Origin of the sequence: Sphingomonas sp. TX0543, from assembly GCF_048565505.1 — a bacterium.
Lineage (GTDB): Bacteria > Pseudomonadota > Alphaproteobacteria > Sphingomonadales > Sphingomonadaceae > Sphingomonas.
This window is the reverse complement of the sequence record NZ_JBLZUS010000002.1, coordinates 1,009,662-1,031,474: the sequence shown is the minus strand read 5'-3', so window position 1 is coordinate 1,031,474 and position 21,813 is coordinate 1,009,662. Positions and strand designations below refer to the sequence as shown.

Annotated in this window: 17 protein-coding genes; 4 read left to right on the top strand and 13 right to left on the bottom strand. The window is 65.9% G+C overall.

Annotated features, from left to right (window positions below):
* Nucleotides 1–52: 52 nt before the first annotated feature.
* A complete protein-coding gene (locus ACM61V_RS05590; protein ID WP_137786808.1) occupies nucleotides 53–961 on the bottom strand; it encodes a LysR substrate-binding domain-containing protein in 909 nt (302 codons plus the stop codon).
* Nucleotides 962–1,158: 197 nt separating this feature from the next.
* Here ACM61V_RS05590 and ACM61V_RS05585 point away from each other — a divergent pair, with 197 nt between their 5' ends.
* Genes ACM61V_RS05585 through ACM61V_RS05575 form a run of 3 tightly spaced genes read left to right on the top strand, consistent with a single transcriptional unit; the run spans nucleotide 1,159 to nucleotide 6,926 of the window.
* Nucleotides 1,159–4,356: an efflux RND transporter permease subunit gene (locus ACM61V_RS05585; RefSeq protein ID WP_419713873.1), complete on the top strand. Its 3,198-nt coding sequence runs from the start codon at nucleotides 1,159–1,161 to the stop codon at nucleotides 4,354–4,356.
* Complete coding sequence (locus ACM61V_RS05580) at nucleotides 4,349–5,530, top strand: efflux RND transporter periplasmic adaptor subunit (RefSeq protein ID WP_137786810.1); 1,182 nt, start codon at nucleotides 4,349–4,351, stop codon at nucleotides 5,528–5,530. Before ACM61V_RS05585 ends, ACM61V_RS05580 begins: the two co-directional genes overlap by 8 nt.
* Nucleotides 5,520–6,926, top strand: a complete 1,407-nt coding sequence (locus ACM61V_RS05575; protein ID WP_137786811.1) for an efflux transporter outer membrane subunit — start codon at nucleotides 5,520–5,522, stop codon at nucleotides 6,924–6,926. Before ACM61V_RS05580 ends, ACM61V_RS05575 begins: the two co-directional genes overlap by 11 nt.
* Nucleotides 6,927–6,928: 2 nt before the next feature.
* On the opposite strand, the gene ACM61V_RS05570 is transcribed toward ACM61V_RS05575, so the two are convergent.
* The 4 genes from ACM61V_RS05570 to ACM61V_RS05555 are packed head-to-tail and all read right to left on the bottom strand — an operon-like array spanning nucleotide 6,929 to nucleotide 11,491.
* Nucleotides 6,929–8,356 carry an efflux transporter outer membrane subunit gene (locus tag ACM61V_RS05570; RefSeq protein WP_249341545.1) on the bottom strand — a complete coding sequence of 476 codons (1,428 nt, stop codon included), beginning with the start codon at nucleotides 8,354–8,356 and terminating at the stop codon, nucleotides 6,929–6,931.
* Nucleotides 8,353–9,234, bottom strand: coding sequence for an efflux RND transporter periplasmic adaptor subunit (locus ACM61V_RS05565; RefSeq protein WP_419713872.1), 882 nt, complete (start codon nucleotides 9,232–9,234; stop codon nucleotides 8,353–8,355). Before ACM61V_RS05565 ends, ACM61V_RS05570 begins: the two co-directional genes overlap by 4 nt.
* Nucleotides 9,231–9,446 (bottom strand): DUF1656 domain-containing protein, encoded by a 216-nt coding sequence (locus tag ACM61V_RS05560; RefSeq protein ID WP_137786813.1) that lies wholly within the window; start codon nucleotides 9,444–9,446, stop codon nucleotides 9,231–9,233. The genes ACM61V_RS05565 and ACM61V_RS05560 overlap by 4 nt, the downstream gene beginning before the upstream one ends.
* On the bottom strand, nucleotides 9,443–11,491 hold the full coding sequence (locus tag ACM61V_RS05555) for an FUSC family protein (protein WP_419713871.1): 2,049 nt from the start codon (nucleotides 11,489–11,491) through the stop codon (nucleotides 9,443–9,445). The genes ACM61V_RS05560 and ACM61V_RS05555 overlap by 4 nt, the downstream gene beginning before the upstream one ends.
* Nucleotides 11,492–11,752: 261 nt before the next feature.
* Between ACM61V_RS05555 and ACM61V_RS05550 the strand changes: the two genes are divergently transcribed.
* Nucleotides 11,753–13,876 carry a M3 family metallopeptidase gene (locus ACM61V_RS05550; protein WP_137786815.1) on the top strand — a complete coding sequence of 708 codons (2,124 nt, stop codon included), beginning with the start codon at nucleotides 11,753–11,755 and terminating at the stop codon, nucleotides 13,874–13,876.
* An 81-nt stretch (nucleotides 13,877–13,957) separates the two neighbouring features.
* On the opposite strand, the gene ccoS is transcribed toward ACM61V_RS05550, so the two are convergent.
* From ccoS to ccoN, 8 genes are read right to left on the bottom strand one after another with little or no spacing between them, the layout of a single operon-like run.
* On the bottom strand, nucleotides 13,958–14,128 hold the full coding sequence (gene ccoS / locus ACM61V_RS05545; protein ID WP_137786816.1) for a cbb3-type cytochrome oxidase assembly protein CcoS: 171 nt from the start codon (nucleotides 14,126–14,128) through the stop codon (nucleotides 13,958–13,960).
* Nucleotides 14,125–16,254, bottom strand: coding sequence for a heavy metal translocating P-type ATPase (locus ACM61V_RS05540; protein WP_137786817.1), 2,130 nt, complete (start codon nucleotides 16,252–16,254; stop codon nucleotides 14,125–14,127). Before ACM61V_RS05540 ends, ccoS begins: the two co-directional genes overlap by 4 nt.
* Nucleotides 16,251–16,709 carry a FixH family protein gene (locus ACM61V_RS05535; RefSeq protein ID WP_419713870.1) on the bottom strand — a complete coding sequence of 153 codons (459 nt, stop codon included), beginning with the start codon at nucleotides 16,707–16,709 and terminating at the stop codon, nucleotides 16,251–16,253. Before ACM61V_RS05535 ends, ACM61V_RS05540 begins: the two co-directional genes overlap by 4 nt.
* The gene (gene ccoG / locus ACM61V_RS05530; protein WP_137786819.1) at nucleotides 16,706–18,202 is read right to left on the bottom strand and encodes a cytochrome c oxidase accessory protein CcoG; all 1,497 of its coding nucleotides are present in this window, start codon (nucleotides 18,200–18,202) and stop codon (nucleotides 16,706–16,708) included. The genes ACM61V_RS05535 and ccoG overlap by 4 nt, the downstream gene beginning before the upstream one ends.
* Entirely contained in the window at nucleotides 18,189–19,109 is a 921-nt protein-coding gene (ccoP, locus tag ACM61V_RS05525) for a cytochrome-c oxidase, cbb3-type subunit III (RefSeq protein WP_137786820.1), read from the bottom strand. The genes ccoG and ccoP overlap by 14 nt, the downstream gene beginning before the upstream one ends.
* Nucleotides 19,102–19,260, bottom strand: coding sequence for a cbb3-type cytochrome oxidase subunit 3 (locus ACM61V_RS05520; RefSeq protein ID WP_137786821.1), 159 nt, complete (start codon nucleotides 19,258–19,260; stop codon nucleotides 19,102–19,104). Before ACM61V_RS05520 ends, ccoP begins: the two co-directional genes overlap by 8 nt.
* Nucleotides 19,257–19,991: a cytochrome-c oxidase, cbb3-type subunit II gene (gene ccoO / locus ACM61V_RS05515; protein ID WP_137786822.1), complete on the bottom strand. Its 735-nt coding sequence runs from the start codon at nucleotides 19,989–19,991 to the stop codon at nucleotides 19,257–19,259. The genes ACM61V_RS05520 and ccoO overlap by 4 nt, the downstream gene beginning before the upstream one ends.
* 14 nt (nucleotides 19,992–20,005) lie before the next feature.
* Nucleotides 20,006–21,655, bottom strand: coding sequence for a cytochrome-c oxidase, cbb3-type subunit I (ccoN, locus tag ACM61V_RS05510; RefSeq protein WP_137786823.1), 1,650 nt, complete (start codon nucleotides 21,653–21,655; stop codon nucleotides 20,006–20,008).
* Between the last annotated feature and the right edge of the window lie 158 nt (nucleotides 21,656–21,813).

Genomic DNA, 21,813 nt, shown 5'->3' with positions numbered 1-21,813 from the left:
CTGTCGCACAACACCGGATATGCCGCCTTTGTGCCTTCGCCTTTCGTGATCCTTACGTTTGCCCGTCCGCGTCAAGCCGTAATTCGTCGATCACGTCGCGAAATGCCTGGCCGGTCGGCGATAGCGACGCGCCATGGATCAGCCACAGCCGGCTGGCGATCGGCGCCATCAGCCGGCGATAAACCACATTCTCCAGATGCAGCCGCTCCAGCGACCGTGCGAGGATCGTCGCGCCGAAGCCCGCCGCCACCAGCCCGAGCAGGGTGGCGAAGCTGCTCGCCTCATGCGCGATATCCGGCTCGAACCCCGCCTCGTGGCACAGGCGGAAGAAATGCTCGTTGAAGCCGGCGCCCAGCGGGGAGGCATAGAGCACGAGAGGCACGCCCGCGAGGTCCGCGATCGTGGGATCTTCCGCGCGATCTGCCAGCGGATGACCGGCGCGCATCGCCACCACCATATCCTCGTTGACGATGCAGCGCGCGTCGGTGCCGGGCGGCAACACGGGAGGTTCCGCACTACGCACCAGCACGATATCCAGCCCGCCGCGTCGCAATTCCTCGATCTGCTCGTCACGGCCGAGTTCGCGCAGCGTCAGCTCGACATCGGGATGCGTCTCGCGGAAGCGGTACAGCGCAGAGGCGACGAGCGGGGTAAACGGCCCGGAGGATGTGAAACCGACCTGCAGCCGTCCAAGCTCGCCGCGGCGTGCAAGCCGCGCCGTCTCGATCGCGTGATCGGCCTGCGCCAGCGTCTGCCGCGCCTCCGGCAGGAACAGTTCGCCCGCCTCGGTCAGCCGAACCCGCCGGCTGGTGCGATCGAACAGGCGCACGCCCAGCTCATCCTCCAGCGCGCGGATCTGCTGGCTGAGCGGGGGCTGGGAGATGCCGAGCCGCTGCGCCGCCCGCCCGAAATGCATCTCCTCCGCCACGCACAGGAAATATCGCAGGTGGCGCAGGTCCATCGATCAAGTCTCACAACGTATCAATCGAGCCATATTATATATTAGACGCGACCCAACCAAGAGCGCATTGGCGCGCCTCGGTGAACGAACGCTGCTGTCCGACCGGGCGGGCAGGCGCGGCGTTCGCCGTTTTTCGGGGAGAGGCGTTTTATCCGCCGGTCGGCGTCAGGCCGATACGGCGCATGCGAGAGTTTTGAATGATCGGCATCGTCAGGATCGCGCTCACCCGGCCGCTGACCTTCATCGTGATGGCCATATTGATCGCGATCGTCGGCACGATGGCGGCATTTCGCACGCCGGTGGACATTTTCCCGAATATCAGGGTGCCGGTGATCGCGGTGGCGTGGACGTATTCCGGCCTTGCGCCGGAGGATATGTCGAACCGCATCATCACCTCCTACGAACGCACGCTGACGACCACGGTCAACGATATCGAGCACATCGAAAGCCAGTCGCTTCAGGGCATCGGCGTGGTGAAAATCTATTTCCAGCCCGGCGCCGATATCCGCACCGCGACCGCGCAGGTAACGTCGATCTCCCAATCGGTGCTGAGACAGCTTCCACCGGGCACCACGCCGCCGCTGATCCTGAACTACAGCGCCTCCACCGTGCCGATCCTGCAACTCGCCCTGTCGGGCAAGGGGCTGTCCGAGCAGCAATTGTTCGATATGGGGCAGAACCAGATCCGCCCCCAGCTCGTCACCGTCCCCGGCCTGGCGATGCCCTATCCTTCCGGCGGCAAGCAGCGGCAGGTGCAGATCGATCTCGATCCGCTGGCGCTGCAATCGAAAGGGCTGTCTGCGCAGGACGTCGCCAACGCGGTCGCGGCGCAGAACCAGATCAACCCGGCAGGCTTCGTCAACATCGGGCCGACGCAATATAGCGTGCGGCTCAACAACGCGCCCAGCTCCATCGACGCGCTGAACGACCTGCCGGTGAAGGTCGTCAACGGCGCCACGATCTATATGCGGGACGTGGCCCACGTCCGCGACGGCAACGGCCCGCAGACCAATATCGTGCACGTCGAGGGCAAGCGTTCGGTGCTGCTCACGATCCTGAAGAACGGCACCACCTCGACGCTGGCGATCGTCGAGGGGACGAAGCAGGCGCTGCCGCGTATCGCCGCGACGTTGCCCGATACGCTGAAGATCCTGCCGATCGGCGATCAGTCGATCTTCGTGAAGGGCGCGGTGAAGGGCGTCGTGCAGGAAGGCGCGATCGCGGCCGGCCTGACCAGCCTGATGATCCTGCTGTTCCTCGGATCGTGGCGATCGACGATCATCATCGCGATCTCGATCCCGCTCGCGATCCTGGCCGCGATCGCGGCGCTGGCGGCGTTTGGTCAGACGCTGAACGTGATGACGCTTGGCGGGCTGGCGCTGGCGGTCGGCATTCTCGTGGACGACGCCACGGTGACGATCGAAAGCATCGAATGGCATCTCGAACAGGGCAAGGGCGTCACGGAGGCGATCATGGACGGCGCGGCGCAGATCGTCACGCCGGCGTTCGTTTCGCTGCTATGCATCTGTATCGTGTTCGTGCCGATGTTCTTCCTGCCGGGCGTCGCGGGTTTCCTGTTCGTGCCGATGGCGCTGTCCGTCGTCTTTTCGATGATCGCCTCGTTCATCCTTTCCCGCACGCTCGTGCCGACGATGGCGATGTTCCTTCTGAAGCCGCACCGGATGGGCGAGGACGCGCATCTCGCCGGCAACGCGCGCTCGCGCAATCCGCTGGTGCGTTTCCAGCGCGGGTTCGAGCATCAATTCTCTCGCGCGCGCGCCGCTTATGGCGGGATGCTCGGACGGGCGCTGGGCGCGCGCAAGCCGTTCCTGATCGGCTTTCTCGCGATAGTGCTGGTGTCGTTCGGGCTGTTCCCGTGGCTGGGCAGCAATTTCTTCCCCAGTGTCGATTCGGGGCAGATCGCGATGCATGTGCGCATGCCGATGGGCATGCGGATCGAGGATACCGCCGCCGGTTTCGATCGCATCGGCCGCGCGATGCGAGAGGTGATCCCGGCGGACGAACTCGGCTCGATCGCGGACAATATCGGCCTGCCGGTCAGTTCGCTCAACACCGTCTATAACAACAGCGGCACGATCGGCCCTCAGGACGGCGATATCCTCGTCACGCTGAAGGACGGGCATCGGCCGACCGATGCGATCGTCGCCACGCTGCGGCGGGAGCTGCCGCGCCGGTTCCCCGGCGTCACCTTTTCGTTCCTGCCCGCCGACATCACCAGCCAGATCCTGAATTTCGGCGCGCCCGCGCCGATCGACGTGCAGGTTTCGGGCAAGGATCTGGCCGCCAACCGCGCCTATGCGGCGAAGCTGCTCGCGAAGATGGCGACGATTCCCGGGCTGGCGGATGCGCGCATCCAGCAGCCGGGTCGCTCGCCCCAGCTCGACGTGGACGTCGATCGCTCGCGCATCGGCCAATATGGGCTGAACGAACGCGACGTCACCAACAGTCTTTCCGCCTCGCTCGCGGGCACGGCTCAGTCTGCGCCGGTGTTCTTCGTCGATCCGAAATCGGGCGTTTCCTATCCGGTAATCGCGCAGGCGCCCGAATATCTGGTCGGGTCGATGAGCGATCTTGGCAACGTGCCCATCTCGGGCGCCGCCGGCAGCGCCGTGCAGCAATTGGGCGGGCTGGCGGATATCCGTCGGTCGAATACGCTGCCGGTCGTGTCGCATTACAATATCCAGCCGGTCGTCGATATCTACGCCTCGATCCAGGGGCGCGATCTCGGCGCGATCTCTGGCGACGTGCAGCGTGCGATCAAGTCGCTGGAGAAGGAGCTGCCGAAAGGCGCGCTGGTCACGGTGCGCGGGCAATATGCGACGATGAACACCGCTTTCTCTGGCCTCGGCTTCGGGCTCGCCGGGGCGATCGTGCTGATCTATCTGCTGATCGTGGTGAACTTCCAGAGCTGGCTCGATCCGTTCGTCATCATCACCGCGCTTCCCGCGGCACTCGCCGGGATCGTGTGGATGCTGTTCACCACCGGCACCACGCTGTCGGTGCCGGCATTGACGGGCGCGATCATGTGCATGGGGGTTGCGACGGCCAATTCGATCCTCGTCATCAGCTTTGCGCGCGAGCGGCTGGATGCGCTGGGCGATGCGACGCAGGCGGCGCTGGAGGCGGGGATGGTCCGCTTCCGCCCGGTGCTGATGACGGCGCTCGCCATGATTATCGGCATGGGGCCGATGGCGCTCGGCCTCGGCGACGGCGGGGAGCAGAACGCCCCGCTCGGCCGCGCCGTGATCGGCGGTTTGCTCTTTGCCACGATCGCCACGCTGTTCTTCGTACCCACCGTCTTCGCGCTCGCGCATCGAAAGCGCGCGGGCGCGACCCGGCAACCCACCGTCGAGATGCACCCCGCCCATGGCTGATATGTCCGATACGCCCCCGCCGCCCGCCGCCGGCCCCAGCCCGCGCACCCTGAAGCGCGTCGGCATCGTCGCCGCTATTACCGCAGTAGCAATAGCCGCCACCGGCATCGCCAGCCGGATAAGCGCTACGGGGGACCTGAAGCAGGTTTCGAGCAACGCGGCTATTCCCACGGTCGCGATCGTTCGCCCGGCGCGCGGCGGGGAGGGGGCGGCGCTGGTGCTGCCGGGCAACGTGCAGGCGCTCAACAGCGCGGCGATCTATGCGCGGACCAACGGCTACGTCCGCCGCTGGCTGGCAGATATCGGGGATCACGTGCACGCCGGCCAGCCGCTAGCGATCCTCGACGCCCCGGAGGTCGACCAGCAACTCGCCCAGGCGAGTGCGGATTATCAGACCGCCCTCGCCAACCAGAAGCTCGCCGCCACTACGGCGCAACGGTGGAATACGATGCTGGCGAAAGACGCGGTATCGCGGCAGGAGACAGACGAGAAGGCGGGCGATCTCGCCGCCAAGTCAGCACTCGCCAATGCCGCGCTCGCCAACGTCCGCCGGTTGCGCGCATTACAAGGCTTCACCCGCCTGTATGCGCCGTTCAACGGCGTAGTGACGAGCCGTGCCGCACAGATCGGGCAGCTCGTCGTCGCGGGCAACGCCGCATCGCAGGCGCTGTTCACTGTATCGGACGCCAGCCGCGTGCGTGTATTCGTGCGGGTGCCGCAGGGTGCGTCGGCGGCAGTCCATCCAGGAATGACGGCGACCCTTTCACTGCCCGAATACCCCCGCCGCAGCTTCCCCGCGACGATGACCCGCAGCGCGCAGGCGGTGGACGCGCAATCTGGCGCTGTGCTGGTGGAACTTCAGGCGCCTAACCCAGACGGCGCGCTCAAGCCGGGCGCGTTCGCGCAGGTTTCGTTCAGCACCGGCCCCGGCAGTGGCAACACGCTGAGCCTGCCAGGCAGCACGATCATCTATGGCAATGATGGGCCGACGGTCGCCACGGTGGATGCGCGCGGGCGCGTGACGGTGAAGCCCGTCACCATCGCACGCGACGAGGGCAAGACGGTGACGATCGCACAGGGCGTGGCCGCCTCCGATCGCGTGGTTGATACGCCGCCGGATGCGATCCGCACCGGGGATCACGTGCGTGTGCAGGGCGCCGGCCATGCCGTGTAAGCAGTTGCACGCCAAGGCGCCGCTGCTGCTGCTGTCGCTGGCCGGTTGCTCGATGGCTCCGGCCTATCGCCCGCCGGCGATCGCTACGCCCGCCGCCTATAAGGAAGTGCCGGGCTGGGCCGCGGCAAACCCGCAGGATATCGCGCCACGCGGCGACTGGTGGATCGCGTTCAACGATCCCGTGCTCAACGATCTGGAAACGCGCGCCATCCAGGCCGCGCCCTCGCTGGCGGCGGCGCTGGCACGATACGACGCGGCCCGCGCAGCGGCGCGAGTCAGCACCGCCGATCTGTTCCCCACGATCGGTGCCGAAGGGCAGGCAGGACGGCAGCGGCTTTCGGCAAACCGCCCGCTCGGCAACAGCACCGCGCAAACCTACGACAACTATGTCGTCGGCGCGTCCCTCGATTACGAGATCGACCTGTGGGGGCGCGTACGCAACAACGTGAAGGCAGCGCGCGCCGATGCACAGGCCAGCGCGGGCGATCTCGCATCGGCGCGGCTCAGCCTGCAAGCATCGGTCGCGGATGCCTATGCGCGGCTGCGCGGGCTCGATACCGAAGCCGATCTGCTGCGCCGCTCGGTCGACGCGTTCACACGCGCTTATGACCTGACCGCGACACGCCACGACGGCGGCATCGCCTCGGGCGTAGACGTTAACCGCGCCCGCACGGTGCTGGCCAACGCGCGGGCGCAGATTTCGGCGGTCGCCAACCAGCGCGCGGCGACGGAGCATGAGATCGCCGCGCTGATCGGCGTTGTCGCTTCCGACTTTGCGATTACGCCGCATATCCAGCAGCCGGGCGCCTTCGCCGTCCCGGCCGCAGCGCCATCGACGCTGCTCGAAAGGCGGCCCGACATCGCGGCGGCCGAGCGGCGGATGTATGGTGCGAACGCCCGAATCGGTGTGGCGCGCGCGGCCTGGTTTCCGTCGCTCTCGCTCGGACTTTCCGGCGGATGGCAGACAATCGGACCGTCGCTGCTTTCCACGCCCAGCACCTTCTGGGGGCTTGGGCCGCTGTCGGCGGTGGCGACTTTGTTCGACGGGGGCCGCCGAAGCGCGCAAATCAAGCTCTCGCGCGCGCAATATGACGAAGCCGCGGCGAATTATCGGGATACCGTGCTTGCCGCGTTCCGCCAGGTGGAGGATGCGCTCGCCGCGACCCGCCACCTGGCGACCCAGGCGGTGGAGCAGCGCGACGCCGCTAACGCAGCGCAGCGCACCAGCGATCTGGCACTGACCCGCTATCACGACGGCGCCGCCGACTATCTGGAGGTCGTCACCGCGCAGACCGAAGCGCTCGATTCCGAGCGGGCGCTGATCGCGGTCGAAACCAGCCGGATGCGCGCCAGCATCGCGTTGGTGAAGGCGCTGGGCGGCGCGCCGGTCGCCTGACGTTACGATTCTCGCGGTTTCGCTGCCGGAGCCGCTTCGTCGCCCCACCCACCGCCAAGCGAGAGGAACAGTTGCGCTTGCGCATCAGCCAGCGATGCCTGTGCCGCTGCCAGCGTAACCTCGGCGTTGGCTAGCGTCGCCTGCGCGCTCAGCAGGCTGAGAAAATCGCCGCGGCCGAAGCGGAACAGCTTGTTCGCCTGCGCGGTCGCGACCGCGGCGCTGTCACGCGCACGGCGGAGCGCAGCGACCTGATCGCGCCCGCGCGCAAAGGCGGATAGCGCCGTCTCAACGTCGCGCAGCGCGCCCAGCACCGTGCCATCGAACATGGCCAGCGCCGCATCGGCATTGGCGCCGGCCTGCGCGATCTGCGCACGGGCGATCCGGCGGTTCGGAAAGCTCCAGCTTAACAGGGGGCCGAGGCTGAAATTGAGGTCCTGATGCTCGCCCAGCGCGCTCAACGGGCCGGTATAACCGATCGAACCGCCGATGCTGATCTGTGGATAGAGCGCCGCGGTGGCAACGCCGACCCTCGCGGTGGCAGCGGCCAGCCGTCGCTCGGCCGCGCGTATATCCGGCCGGCGGCGCAGCAACGCCGCTCCGTCGCCGACGGGGAGCGGCCCGACGATCGCGGGGAGCACGGCGCAACGTTCGACAGTTCGGGAATAGTCGGCAGGTGGCTTTCCGGTTAGCGCGGCGAGTTGATAGAGCGCGGCCTGCCGCGCGGCGACCAACGCCGGGACGAGCGCTTCGCTCTGCTCCATCGCTGCGCGGGCACGCGTCGTATCGAAGGCGGTGCCGCGGCCGCCCTTTTGCAACCGTTGCGTCGCGCCAAACGTCTGCCGCTGGATGCCGATCACGCGCGTCGCCGCCGCGATGCGCATATTCGCGGCGCAGACGGCAAGATAGGCGCGCGTCGCAGTGGCCGCGACCGTTACGCGGACCTGATCGCGCACCGCCGCGACCGCCTCCGCATCGGCGCGCGACGCTTCGATCGTGCGGCGGATGCGGCCTGCCAGATCCAGTGGCAATGCGCCTCCGATCGTCGCGCTGTAGGTCGCCTCTCCCGTCGGGGGCAGTTCGGTCGCGTAGGGCCGTGCCAGCGCCACGCCCGCATCGATCGACGTTTGCACGGTGCGCCCGGCAAGCGCCTGATCGACCACGGCGGTCGCGGCGCGCAGGTTCGCGTCGGCGAGGCGCAGATCGGTGTTGGCCGCGAGCGCGTCCGTCACCACGATATCGAGCGCGGGATCGCGATAGAGCCGCCACCAGCGATCGGGCAGCGGTGCATCTGCGAACGCCGGATCGTGTGCGGCGTCGAATTTGCCCTGTGCCGCGGGCGCGTCGACGACCGCACGATCCGGCCGGTGATAGTCCGGCCCCGCGACGCAGCCAGTCAACAATGCCGCAATCGCAAGTGCGCGTCGTTTCACGTCTTCGGCTCCGTATGCGGCACGATCGTGACAGTCGCCGAGCGACCCGAGACGAGACGCAAATCGGCGGGCACCTTGTCCAGCCTGATCCGAACCGGAATGCGCTGCGCCAGTCGCACCCAGTTGAAGGTCGGATTCACATTGGGCAGCAGGTTGCCGGTGTTGGTGAGTTCGCTGTCGCTGATCCCGGCGGAAATACTCTCGACATGGCCCCATACCATGCGATCGTCGCCCATCAGCTTGATGTGCGCCTTGTCACCGACGCGGATGCTGCCGAGTTTGGTCTCTTCGAAATAGGCCTCGACACGCAGGCTTTCACGATCGATCAGCGCCATTGCCTGCTGGCCCGCCGCGACGAAATCGCCGCGGTGCAGATCAAGATTGGTCACCGTACCCGCGACGGACGCCTTGATGTTGGTGCGGGCAAGATTGAGGCGCGCGCCATATGCCTGCGCCTCGGCCTGGGCGAGCGCGGCCTGCGCGGTCGCGACATGTGCGACATTCTGCTCATGCACCTCCGTCGCGACGAGATTGCCGAGCGCTAGATCGCGATTCACCTCGCGCCGCGCCTGCCCAAGCGTCGCGCGCGCGGACTGGATCGCGGCATTAGCCTGTTCAAGCGCCAACGCATAACGCGGACGATCGACGACGAACAGCAGGTCACCGGGATTGACCTGCTGATTGTCTCGCACACGTACTTCGGTGACGAGTCCGCCGACATCAGGCGTGACGCGCACCACATCGGCACGCACCCGCCCGTCGCGGGTCCAGGGATCTACCTCGTACCGCCGCCACAACCACAACGCGATCAATGTCGCGATCGCCACCAGTACGAGCGTCGCGGCGAGACGACCTAAGGGGGCGAAGTAGCGGTTCATGGCAGCGGTGCATCCGGTACGAAGAGAATAACGAGCAGGCCTAGCACGATGACGTAAAGCGCCACGTCAACGAGCGGGCGATAGGCGATCAAACGATACGCGCCGATCAACCCGAGCAAACGCGTCAGCACCGCAGTTAACACCAGCGCCGCGATCGCCAGCAGAAGCAGGCCCGGCATATAGACGCCGGCGATGCTGATCTCGCCGCTCATGCCGCCGCCATCGCGCAATATGCCGGGGCAGCCGGAAACAGATTGCGTCGCAAGCCGGTCAGCGCGAGCACGGCGCGGCGTCGCACATCACCGTCTTCGGCATGGGAGAACACCTGCATCGCCTGATCGATTCCCTCCAGCAGCGCAGGATCATCGCGGGGTGGCTGATCGAGCCGCCGTTCGGCATAGTGACGCGCAACGCCGCGCAGCACCGGCGTGATCAACGCCGCCGACGCGCCACCCGCATCGATCCGCAGATCGCGAAGCTGGCCGACCGTAACACCAACGCGCAGATCCTGCAGCGCATCGAGCATCGGGCGGCCGGAATCCTCTCCGATCGCTGCTAGCCGGGGCGCGAGCAGGCCAATCCGGTCGAGCATCTTGCTCACCCATCCGGTGACGTCGGGGCGGCCCGGCAGGTCGCTGCGCCGTGCAAGATCCCGCCAGCCGGCAACGATGATGCGCGCTGCGCTGCGCTCCGCGCCGACGACCTGAAACAGCCCCACGGTCACTGCGGCGAACCCCGTCCCGATGATCTGCGCCAGAGATCCGTTGGCAAAGGCGGCGAAATCGGCGGCGTAATGGTCGTTCAAGCCAACGATATTGATGAAGCCAAGTATAACCCCGGTGGTGACGAGCGATGCTTTCGGCATCGTCTGAAAGGTCCCTACCAGCAACAGCACCGGCGCCAGCACGGCCACCAGCGTGACGAAATCCGTGACCCGGGGCAGCACCGCGAAGGCATAGATCGCAGCCAGCCCGACGCCAATGATCGTGCCCCACAGGAACGATAGGATCATCGGGCGCGGATCGTCGCTCGCGCCGAACAGCGCACAGGCGACGCCAGATATCAGTACCGCGCCGGCGCCATCGGCCCAGCCAGTGCCGATCCAGAAGGCCGAGCCGATCAGGATCGTCGCCGTCGTGCCCAGCGCCGCTCTCAGTGCGGCCGGGCGATCGCGGTGAAAGGTGCGGCGTGTCGTCTGCGCAAGCATTTCGGTGACGACCGGGCTTATCGCGCGCCGGCTGGGCGAACGCATCTGGTCCCGCAGATCGCGCACCGCATGATGCGCGTCGATCAGCTCTGCCGCGCGCCCCGCGAAGCTCAGCAGCAATGCGTCTTTCCATTGCAGCGGCGCGGCGGCGGTCGGTTCGAGAGCGCGAGCTTCGGCGACAAGCGCTGACGTGATCTCCGCGCGCGCACGTACGTCCTGGGGCGGCATCGTGAGCCAAGCGCTGATGCGGCCGATCAGCGCCTCGGCGGCGTCGGGCAGCGCCCCGATCGCGCGCAGCTGAGCGATGCGGTCCTCAGTCGCGCTTGCCAGCGGCAGGATCAGCGACAATTGATCCTGAAACGCCCGCACCGTGCGCACGCGCGGCAGGAAGCGCGCGGTGTCGAACGGCAGATGTATGGAAAGCTGATGCAGTTCGTTGATGTCGAGCGCCAGCCGCCGCCGATCCCTGTCGAGCGATCCGTCTTGCGCCTCGCCCAGCGCGTCACGGGTCCAGCGTTCGACATCGCCGAGGATCGCATCGATCCGAGTTACCAACTGGCGCGTCACGGTCTGCGGCAGGATCACCGCGTGCACCAAGCTTCCGCAAACGATACCGAGCGAAATCTCCTGCACGCGCAGAATTGCGGTGGTGAAGATCGCGCCGGGCGCTTCAACGCTCGGAAAGCCGATGATGCTTGCGGTGTAGCCGGCGAGCAGAAAAAGATAGCTGCGCGGCGTGCGGTCCTGAAGCGCGATATAGAGGCAAAGGCCTAGCCACAACGCGAGCCCAAGCGAAAGCAATTCGGGCGCGTTGACCAGATTGGGCACCAGCACCACCGCCGCAACGGCGCCCAGCACCGTGCCGATCAGCCGGAACACCGCCTTGGATACAGCGGCGCCCGCGAGCGGCTGCGCGACGATATAGGCGGTGGCGACCGCCCAGTAAGGCCGTGTCAGCCCAATCCGCAGCGCGATCCAATACGCGAGCATCGCGCCCACAAAGCATTTTACCGAGAAGAGTGCGGCATTGAGGCCCCAACGCTGGGTCAAGACACAGCCCCCGTCATGGCGATCGCGATGACGATCACGATTTCGGAAACCAGCGACAAACGCAACCTCGAACGGATAACGACAGTGACTCTGTCACGCTTCCGGTTAGTCAAAATGACAGCGACGAGCGAGCCGTTTTTTGCACCGCACAATTCACGATGGTGCTGGGATCGAGCACATCCGCCTCTTGCGCGGCGGCGTGCGAAGGCTCACCCATGCCGCCATGCCCGTAATGGGCGAATCTTTTCGAGGATAGGTTTGATGGCAACCCGTTTTCTTTTTGCATCGATGCTGCTCGCCAGCGCCGCCGGCATCGCCGCTCCGGCGCTGGCGCAGGGCGGCAATCCGTTCGCCGCGCCCAGCACGCTGCCGTTCCAGGCGCCGCGTTTCGACATCATCAAGGACGGCGATTATCAGCCGGCGTTCGAAGCGGCGATGAAGGATCATCTGGCGGAGATCGCCAAGATCGCCGACAATCCCGCCGCACCGACCTTCGACAACACAATAACCGCGCTGGAGAAATCTGGCCGGATGCTGGACCGCGTGAGCCTCGCGTTTTTTGGCGTGGTGGGCGCCAACACAAACGAAACGCTCGACAAGGTGCAGGAAGCCGTCGCGCCGAAACTGTCGCAGCATCAGGACGCGATCAACCTGAACCCCAGGCTTTTCGCACGCGTGAAGACGCTGTGGGACAAGCGTGCCGCGCTGAAGCTGACGGGCGAACAGGCGCAAGTCCTGAAGGTCTATTATGACGGGTTCGTTCACGCGGGCGCGCAATTGTCGGCGGCCGATCAGACGACGCTCAAGGATTACAACACCCGTCTCGCCAGCCTGGAAACGAGCTTCCAGCAGAAGCTGCTGGCCGCCGCGAAGGCCGGTGCGCTGGTCGTGGACGACAAGGCGAAGCTCGCCGGGCTGGACGAAGGCGCGATCGGCGCGGCGGCCGCCGCCGCCAAGGGCCGCAACCTCGACGGCAAGTGGCTGATCCCGCTCCAGAACACCACGCAGCAGCCGAGCCTCGAGGACATGACCGATCGCGCGACGCGCGAGGCGCTGTTTATGAACGGCTGGACGCGCACCGAAAAGGGCGACGCCAACGATACCCGTCCGCTGATCCAGCAGATCGCTCAGCTCCGCGCCGAAAAGGCGAAGCTTCTCGGCTATCCCAACTGGGCGGCCTACACGCTATACGATCAGATGGCGCGCACGCCCGAGGCGGCATCCGCCTTCATGCGTCAGCTCGCCGCCGCCACTGCTCCGGCACAGAGGCGCGACGCAGCCGAATTGCAGGCGCAGATCAATGCTACCGGCGGCAAATTCCAGCTAAAGCCGTGGGACTGGGATCATTATGCCGCGCAGGTGCGCAAGGCGAAGTACGATCTCGATCAGAACGAGATCAAGCCGTATTTCGAGCTGACCCGCGTGCTGGAGGACGGGGTTTTCTACGCTGCCAACCAGCTTTACGGCCTGACGTTCAAGAAGCGCAGCGACATTCCCGTCTATCAGCCTGACGTCACCGTTTACACCGTTTACGACAAGGACGGGTCCGAACTCGGCCTGATGTATTTCGATTATTTCAAGCGCGACAACAAGAATGGCGGCGCGTGGATGTCGAACTTCGTCAATCAGTCCAAGCTGCTCGGCACCAAGCCGGTGGTATATAACGTCGCCAACCTGCCAAAGCCCGCCGCCGGTCAGCCTGCGCTCATCAGCTCGGACGACGTGACGACGATGTTCCATGAGTTCGGCCACGCGCTGCATGGCTTGTTCGCGAACCAGACCTATCCGGCGGTATCGGGCACGAATGTAGCGCGCGATTTCGTGGAGTTCCCGTCGCAGTTCAACGAGCATTGGGCGTGGGATCCCAAGGTGCTCGCGAACTACGCCAAGGATTATCGCACCGGAAAGCCGATGCCCGCCGCGCTGGTGGACAAGATCAAGAAAGCGGCCAACTTCAACCAGGGCTATGCACTGGGCGAGGTGATCGCCGCCGCGATGCTCGATATCGACTGGCATTCGTTGCCTGCGGGATCACCCAAGCAGGATGTCGACCAATTCGAGGCGAAATCGCTCGCCGCGACCGGGCTCGACACCACGGATGTGCCGCCGCGCTATCGCAGCAGCTATTTCCTGCACATCTGGTCGAACGGCTATTCGGCCGGATATTATGCGTATCTGTGGACGCAAATGCTGGAGCATGACGCCTTTCACTGGTTCAAGGACCATGGCGGCCTCACCCGTGAGAACGGCCAGCGGTTCCGCGACATGGTTCTCAGCAAGGGCCATACCGAGGATTATGGCCCGATGTTCAAGGCATTCTACGGCAAGGACCCTGATGTAGGCCCGATGCTGGAAGAACACGGCCTGACGATGCCTGCCAAGTAAGCCGCCGCATACGAAAAAGGGGCCGCCGGCAATCTCGCCGCCTGCCCCTTTTTTTAGTCGCGGGTGACGCGCGACTTCGGATCAATTCCGAGGATCGGTAAGCCGCTCCTCAGGTTCCTCGTCGTTGAGGATGCGCAACGCCGCCCCGTCGATATCGTCATACTGTCCGGTGCGGACCGCCCAGAAGAACGCGGCCAGACCGAAAAGCCCCAGCAGCAACGCGATCGGAATCAGAATGCCGACCGTGTTCACCGCGCCGCGTTCCGCAGTCGCATGGCGTTCGCCACGACGATCAGCGACGAGCCGGACATTGCGAGCGCTGCGACCAGCGGCGTGACGAGACCCGCGATCGCGAGCGGCACCGCGAGCAGGTTGTATCCGATCGCCAGCGCAAAATTCTGCGCGACGATCCGCATGGTGCGGCGCGCGGCGGAAACCGCGATCGGCACCGGGGCCAGCCGGTCGCCGAGAAACACCAGATCGGCGGCCATCTGGCCGACGTCGCTGGCGGTCGCCGGGGCCATCGAGACAAAGGCGGCCTTCAGCGCCGGGCCGTCGTTAATTCCGTCACCGACCATCAATACGCGATGCCCAGCGTCCTCGCTCGCGCGGACCATCGCATATTTGTCCTGTGGGGTGAGGCGCGCGTGGCCGGGAATGGCGAGCCGGGCAACCAGCGCATCGACCACGCCTGCCGTGTCTCCCGAAAGAATCTCGGGGGCAAGCCCCTGCGCGGCCAAGCGCATGACCGCTGCCGCGGCGTCCGCGCGCGGCTGATCGGCGACCCCGATCGACCACGCGGGATGTCCGTCGATACGAAAGACGATTGAGGCGTTATCGCCCGCGGGCCCAGCCCAGCCTGGCCGACCCAGCCGCGCCTCGACGCCGCCCGCTGTACCCCGCATGCCAAACCCCGCCTCCTCAACCACGTCCTCAACCAATGCAACCGGCTCGTCCGCAAGCGCCGACGCCACCGCGAGCGCGCTCGGATGGCGGCTGGCGCGGGCGAGCGCGTGCAGGATTGCGCGGTCGGCGGGGGCCGCAGGCAGGCCGCCCCGCACCTCGGGCCGCCCGAGCGTGATTGTCCCGGTCTTGTCGAGCAGCGCGATATCCGCCTGCGCGAGCCGTTCCAGCGCGGACCCGTCCTTTACCAGCACGCCAGCACGCATCAGCGCGCCGGCCGCAACCACCTGCGCCACCGGCACCGCCAGCCCAAGCGCGCAAGGACAGGTGATGATGAGCACCGCCACCGCATTGGTAAGAGCGGTGTGCCAGCCCGCCCCGAAAGCCAGCCAGCCCGCCAGTGTCAGCGCCGCCAGCGTGTGGACAGCAGGCGCATAAAGCCGGGAGGCGCGGTCAGCGATCCGCATATGCCGCGATTTTGCCTGACCCGCGCTTTCCATCAGCCGCGCGATATCGGCGATCGTGGTTGCCGCTCCCGCACGCGTCACCTTAACGGTCAGCGGTGCGGAAAGGTTGATCGTGCCGGCCAGCACTTCAGCGCCCGGCGCCACGGGCTCGGCCATGCTCTCCCCGGTGACGAGCGACCGATCGACCGCACTCACGCCGTCCTCCACCACGCCATCGGCGGCGATGCGCTCGCCGGCGGCAACCAGCATCCGCATCCCCGGCGAGAGCTCCGCGATGACGCGGCGCTGATGCGCGCCATCCCGCGCGATCACGGTCGCCTCGGCGGGCAGGCGGCGGAGCAGCGCATCCACCCCGCCGCGCGCACGATCGCGCATGACGCTATCCAGGAAGCGGCCGCCGAGCAGAAAAAACAGCAGCATCACCACGCCGTCGAAATACGCATGCGCGCCGCCAAGCACCGTTTCGTACAGGCTCATCGCGACGGTGACGAGCACCCCGATAGAAATCGGCACGTCCATATTGGTGCGTCCGCGCCGCAGCGCGCTCCACGCGCTCGCGAAGAAGATGCGGCCCGAATATGCAACGGTGGGCAGCGCGATCAGCGCCGAGAGCCAATGGAATAACTGCCGCGTCGCGCCGTCCGCGCCGGACCAGATCGACACCGACAGCAGCATCACGTTCATCATCGCGAAGCCGGCGACCGCAAGCGCCAGCACCAGCCGGCGCGATTCGCTGCGGGTGATATCTGCTGTATCGCCGGCGAAGGTGTGGGCGGTGAAGCCGAGATCGGCAATAGCGGCCACCAGCGCATCCTCACCGAGCTCGTCCAGATGATCGACGCGCACCTGCCGGTTCGTGAAGTTCACCCGCGCCGCTGCCACGCCCGGGAGCGCCACCAGCCCATGCTCCAGCTTGGAGATGCAACCGGCGCAGCGCAGCCCTTGGACCACGAAGGTCGATGCGGCGAGCGATCGCGCCGGTGCCTGCGGACGGGCGGCGGCAGTCATATCCGCACCTCGTCCTCGAAGCGCAGCCGCTGGGTTCCGCGCAGGCCGATGATCTCGATCAGCCAGCGCCCCGACGGCAACATCTGATCCGCGACATAGCGCGCGCTCGCCGCATCCCAGTGGAGCGTCAGCACGCGATCCGGCAGGCGGCCGAGCGGGTGGCGTGCCGTGGCTGTGAGCCGAACGTCAGGCGCAGGCACGCCGCGCCGGGTGAGCGATACGGAGAGCCGGTTTGCCGCACCCGTGGTATCGGCGCGCCAGCCGGCGTTCACTTGCGCGCGCGCCTCTGCGAGCCAGCGATCGTAATGCTGACTGGCGACGTAGCTGTTTTCCACCACCTCGCCGCCAAATATGCTGATCGCGAACCGCGCCATCATCACGTTCACCGCTATCACCACGCCGAAGAAGGCGACGAGGATCATTGTCATGTGCCGGCCGGTGAAGGTGCGCGTCATCGGTTGCTCTCCGGGCGTTCGAAATAGCTGGTGTCGTCCGCACTTTCGGGTGGTGAATCGAGCGTCGTGGCGATGAAGCGCACGTCGCTGCGCGTCGCCCCTGCGGCTGGCGCGGCGACAAAAAGCTGCGCTTTGGCGACGCGATCCGCCGGAACGGTGATTGTCACCGATTTTCCCGCCGTGTCGCGCGCGCCGCCCTCCTTCCATAGTGCCGCGTCAATGCCTGACAGCGTCACCACGAAGGTGCGCGCGCGGCCCTCCATGTTGCTGAGCTTCACGGTGTAGGTGTTGCGGATAGCGCCGTCGGAAAGTCGCACCCAGAGCGGATTTCGCGTCTGGAGCACGCTCATCCCGATGTGCGTGCGCGTGCCGAGCGCGAACAGCATGCCACAGCCGACGCCCAGCCAGATCAGGAAATAGGCGATCGTGCGCATGCGCAGCAGCCGCTTGAGCGGTGACACGGGCGCTTCGCCGGCCGCCGCGCGCCTCATGTCCGCCTCGGTCGTATAGCCGATCAGGTGCGGCTCGCGGCCGACCTTCGCCATGATCTCGTCACACGAATCGATGCACAGGCCGCAGGTGATGCAGCCGATCTGCGGCCCTTCGCGGATATCGATCCCGGTAGGGCAAACCGCGATGCAGGCACCACAATCGATGCAGTCGCCGGCCTTTTCCCCCTGCGCCAGTCGAACGAGCGCGGGTGCCGGGGCGCCCGGCTCCGCCTGCGCGCGTTTCAGGCCGTGGGTGCGCGGCTCGCCACGCCAGTGCTTGTAGGTGACCGCAAGCGACTTCTCGTCCATCATGGCGGACTGGATGCGCGGCCACGGACACATATAGATGCACACCTGCTCGCGCATCAGCCCGCCGAGCGTGAAGGTGGTGAAGGTGAGAATTCCGACCGTCGAATAGGCGACGAACGGCGCGCTGCCCTTCATGAATTCGCGCGCCAGCGCCGGCGCATCGGCGAAGTAGAATATCCATGCGCCCCCGGTGGCGGCAGCGATGAGTAGCCAAACCAGGAACTTGGCCACGCGCTTGGCGATCTTCTCCGCGCCCCAGGGCGCGCGATCGAGCCTGATCTGCGCATTGCGATCGCCCTCGATCGCGCGTTCAACGTGGACGAACAGGTCGGTCCATACCGTCTGCGGGCAGGCATAGCCGCACCACGCGCGGCCAACCGCGGACGTGACGAGGAACAGCCCCACCGCCGCCATGACCAGCAGCCCGACGACATAGTAGAATTCGTTCGGCCAGATTTCGATCGCGAACATGTAGAAGCGGCGATGCGCGAGATCGACCAGCACCGCCTGGCTGGGCGCGAACGCGCCGCGATTCCAGCGCAGCCATGGCGTGACGTAATAGATCAGCAGCGTCACGGCCATGATCGCCCATTTCAGGCGCCGGAACGTACCCGACACGCGGCGCGGAAACACCTTGCGCCGCGCCTCGAAAAAGCGCGGCGTGGGGTTTTCGAAGGCGTCAGCGGCGGGCATTCGCGTCCGCCGCCGCCGCCATCATCGAACGGTTCATCTCGCCGCCGCCGAGCGAATGGACATAGGCAGCGAGCATCTTGATCGTCACGGGATCGAGCCGCCGTCCCCAGGCCGGCATGATGCCAAACCGCGCGTTGGTGACGGTATGCACCAGCGTGTCGCGATCCCCGCCATAGAGCCAGATCGCGTCGGTCAGGTTCGGCGCACCCAGCGTGCGATCACCCTTCGCATCCGGCCCGTGGCAGACGGCGCAATTGGCGGCGAACAATGCCTTGCCCCGTTTCGCCGCGACGCTCGCGGCCTCCTGATGCGAAACGTAGCGGACATAGGACACCGCATCCTCGACCTCGCCGGGGGTCAGCATGCCGTCACGCCCGAATGCCGGCATCTGAGACATGCGCGTCTGATCGTCGCCGGGTTGGCGGATGCCATGCGTGATCGTCTGCTGGATCGCCCGGAGATCGCCGCCCCACAGCCAGTCGTCGTCGTTCAGGTTGGGATAGCCCTTGCTCCCCGCCGCGCCCGAGCCATGGCATTGCACGCAATGCACCTTGAAGGCGGAACGCCCGCCCTCCACCGCCGCCGCGAGCAGCTTCGGATCGCCGGGAAGCTGCTCGATCGGCGTGCGTGCGAGCGCTGCGAGGATCGGCGCGCGACGGGCGTTCTCCTTTGCGGTATCGTGTGCGAGATCGGCTCGGCTCGACCAGCCCCACAGCCCCGGTGTCGCCCGGTGAAGCAATGGCACGGCGGGGTAAACGATCGCATAGCCGATCGCGAACACGATCGTGGCGTAGAAGATCAGCAGCCACCAGCGCGGCATCGGCGTGTCGAGTTCCTCGATCCCATCCCACTCGTGCCCGACCGTGCTGGTGCCGGTGGCATGATCGATGCGCTTGTTCTCAGCCATGATCGTTCTCGTCGAAGATGCTGTTGGCGGCGCGGCGGTTCGCCTCGCGGTTGTGCGGCAGGAAGGCCCAGCCGATCAGTACGACAAACACGCCGGTCATCACGATCAGCCCGTAGCTGTCGGCCAGGTGCCGCAGCGTTTCGTAGCTCATTGCGCCGCCTCCCGGGCCTGCGCCGACCTGTAGTCGACCTGCGTGCCAAGCCCCTGGAGATAGGCGATCAGCGCATCCATCTCGGTGATCCGCCCCGGATCGCCATCAAAATCGCGCGCCTGCACCCTGGGGTAGCGTTTCGCGAGGCCGGCGGTGTCGCCCTCGCCGAAGCCCTGCGTCCGTGCGTCCTCGTCAGCCTTGGCGATATCCTCGTCGGTGTACGGCACGCCCACCTTGCGCAGCGCGGCGAGATCGTCGCCCAGCCGGCTGGTGTCCAGGTTGTGCTCGGCGAGGAAGGCGTATTTCGGCATGATCGATTCCGGCACCACGGCCCGCGGATCTTTCAGGTGCTGGACGTGCCATTCGTCGGAATAGCGGCCGCCGACGCGCGCCAGATCGGGGCCGGTACGTTCCGATCCCCATTGAAACGGGTGGTCGTACATGCTCTCCGCGGCGAGGCTGTAATGCCCGTAACGCTCCACCTCGTCGCGGAACGGGCGGATCATCTGGCTGTGGCAGCCATAGCAGCCCTCGCGGATGTAGATGTTCCGGCCCGCCAGTTCGAGCGGCGTGTAGGGTCGCACACCGTCGACATGCTTCACGGTCGTCTCGATCCAGAACAGTGGCGCGATCTCCACGATGCCGCCGATCGCGACCACCGCGAGCGCGAGTAAGCCCAGCAGTGTGACGTTGCGTTCGATCTTCTTGTGGCGATTTGCCCAGCTAGCCATGGCGCAGCCTTTCCTTATCGAGCGAGGGCGGGAGCAAGTGGACGGTCGCGCTCGGGATCGAAGGCGGCGGCGGTCATCGGTGCTTCGGCGCGAAGCCTGCCGCGCACCGTCATCCACACGTTCCACACCATGAAGAAGGCGCCGGTGATATAGAGCAGGCCGCCCAGCGTGCGGATCAGGTAATAGGGATGGAGCGCCGCCACGACCTCGGCAAAGGAATAGACGAGGTAGCCGTCATCCCCATATTCGCGCCACATCAGCCCCTGCGTAATGCCTGCGACCCACATCGAGGAGGCGTAGAGAACGATGCCCAAAGTCGCGCACCAGAAGTGCCAGTTGACCATGCGCAGCGAATACAGCCGCTCACGCCCCCACAATCGCGGCGTCATGAAATAGATCGCGCCGAACGTAATCATCCCGTTCCAGCCGAGCGCCCCGGAATGGACGTGGCCGATCGTCCAGTTGGTGTAATGCGAGAGCGAGTTGACGGTCTTCACCGACATCATCGGCCCCTCGAACGTGCTCATGCCGTAGAAGGCGAGCGCGAACACCATCATGCGGATGATCGGATCGGTGCGGATCTTGTCCCACGCGCCGTTCAGCGTCATCAGGCCGTTTATCATGCCGCCCCAGCTCGGCATCCACAGCATCACCGAGAACACCATTCCGAGCGTCTGCGCCCAATCCGGCAGCGCGGTGTAGTGCAGATGGTGCGGACCGGCCCAGATGTAGAGGAAGATCAGCGACCAGAAATGGACGATCGACAGGCGATAACTGTAGATCGGCCGCTCCGCCTGCTTCGGCACGAAATAATACATCATGCCCAGGAAGCCGGCGGTCAGGAAGAATCCCACCGCATTGTGGCCGTACCACCATTGCGTCAGCGCATCCTGAACGCCGGAAAAGGCGGAATAGGATTTGGAGCCGACAAGGCTGACCGGCATCGACAGATTGTTGACGATGTGAAGCATCGCGATCGTGATGATGAACGCGAGATAGAACCAGTTGGCGACATAGATGTGCGGTTCCGAACGGCGCACGATCGTGCCGGCGAATACCGCGAGATACGCGACCCACACGATCGTCAGCCAGATATCGACATACCATTCGGGCTCCGCATATTCGCGGCCCTCGGTGATGCCCATGACGTAGCCGCTCGCGGCCAGCACGATGAATAGCTGATAGCCCCAGAACACGAAATTCGCGAGGTTCGGCCAGAACAGGCGCGCGCGACATGTGCGCTGCACGACATAGAAACTCGTTGCCAGCAGGGCATTTCCACCAAAGGCGAAGATCACCGCGGAGGTATGGAGCGGCCGAATGCGACCGAAATTGACGAACGGCGCGAAATTGAGCTGTGGAAAGGTTAGCTGCGCGGCGATCAGCACGCCGACAAGGAACCCGACGACGCCCCAGAAGACCGTCGCGATCACGCCCCAGCGAATCACGTCGTCATAATAGCTGCCCGCCATCGCGGGCGAAACGCGCGGTCCCATGCCGTCGCGCGCCTTGGCCCCCAGCCCGCGCACCGCGACGAAAAAAGCTGCGACGGCCGCGATGCCCATATGGATCGCGAATCCACCATCCACCGCCGTGGCCGATGCCAGCAACGCCAGCAGCGCGATGAACAGCCACCCGGCGGAGGCGCTGATATCCTTTGCCATTCGGTACACCTCGTTGCGGAAGGATGGCGCGGCCGCCCGTTCCCGTGCCGGCCGGCCGCGCCCCCCTCCCGTATTCCGGAAAGATGCCGATCACCCCCCGGCGTCCGGCCTGTCGATCTTGCGGGGTGCGAGCCCGGTCGCCTTGATCCGCGTCAAAG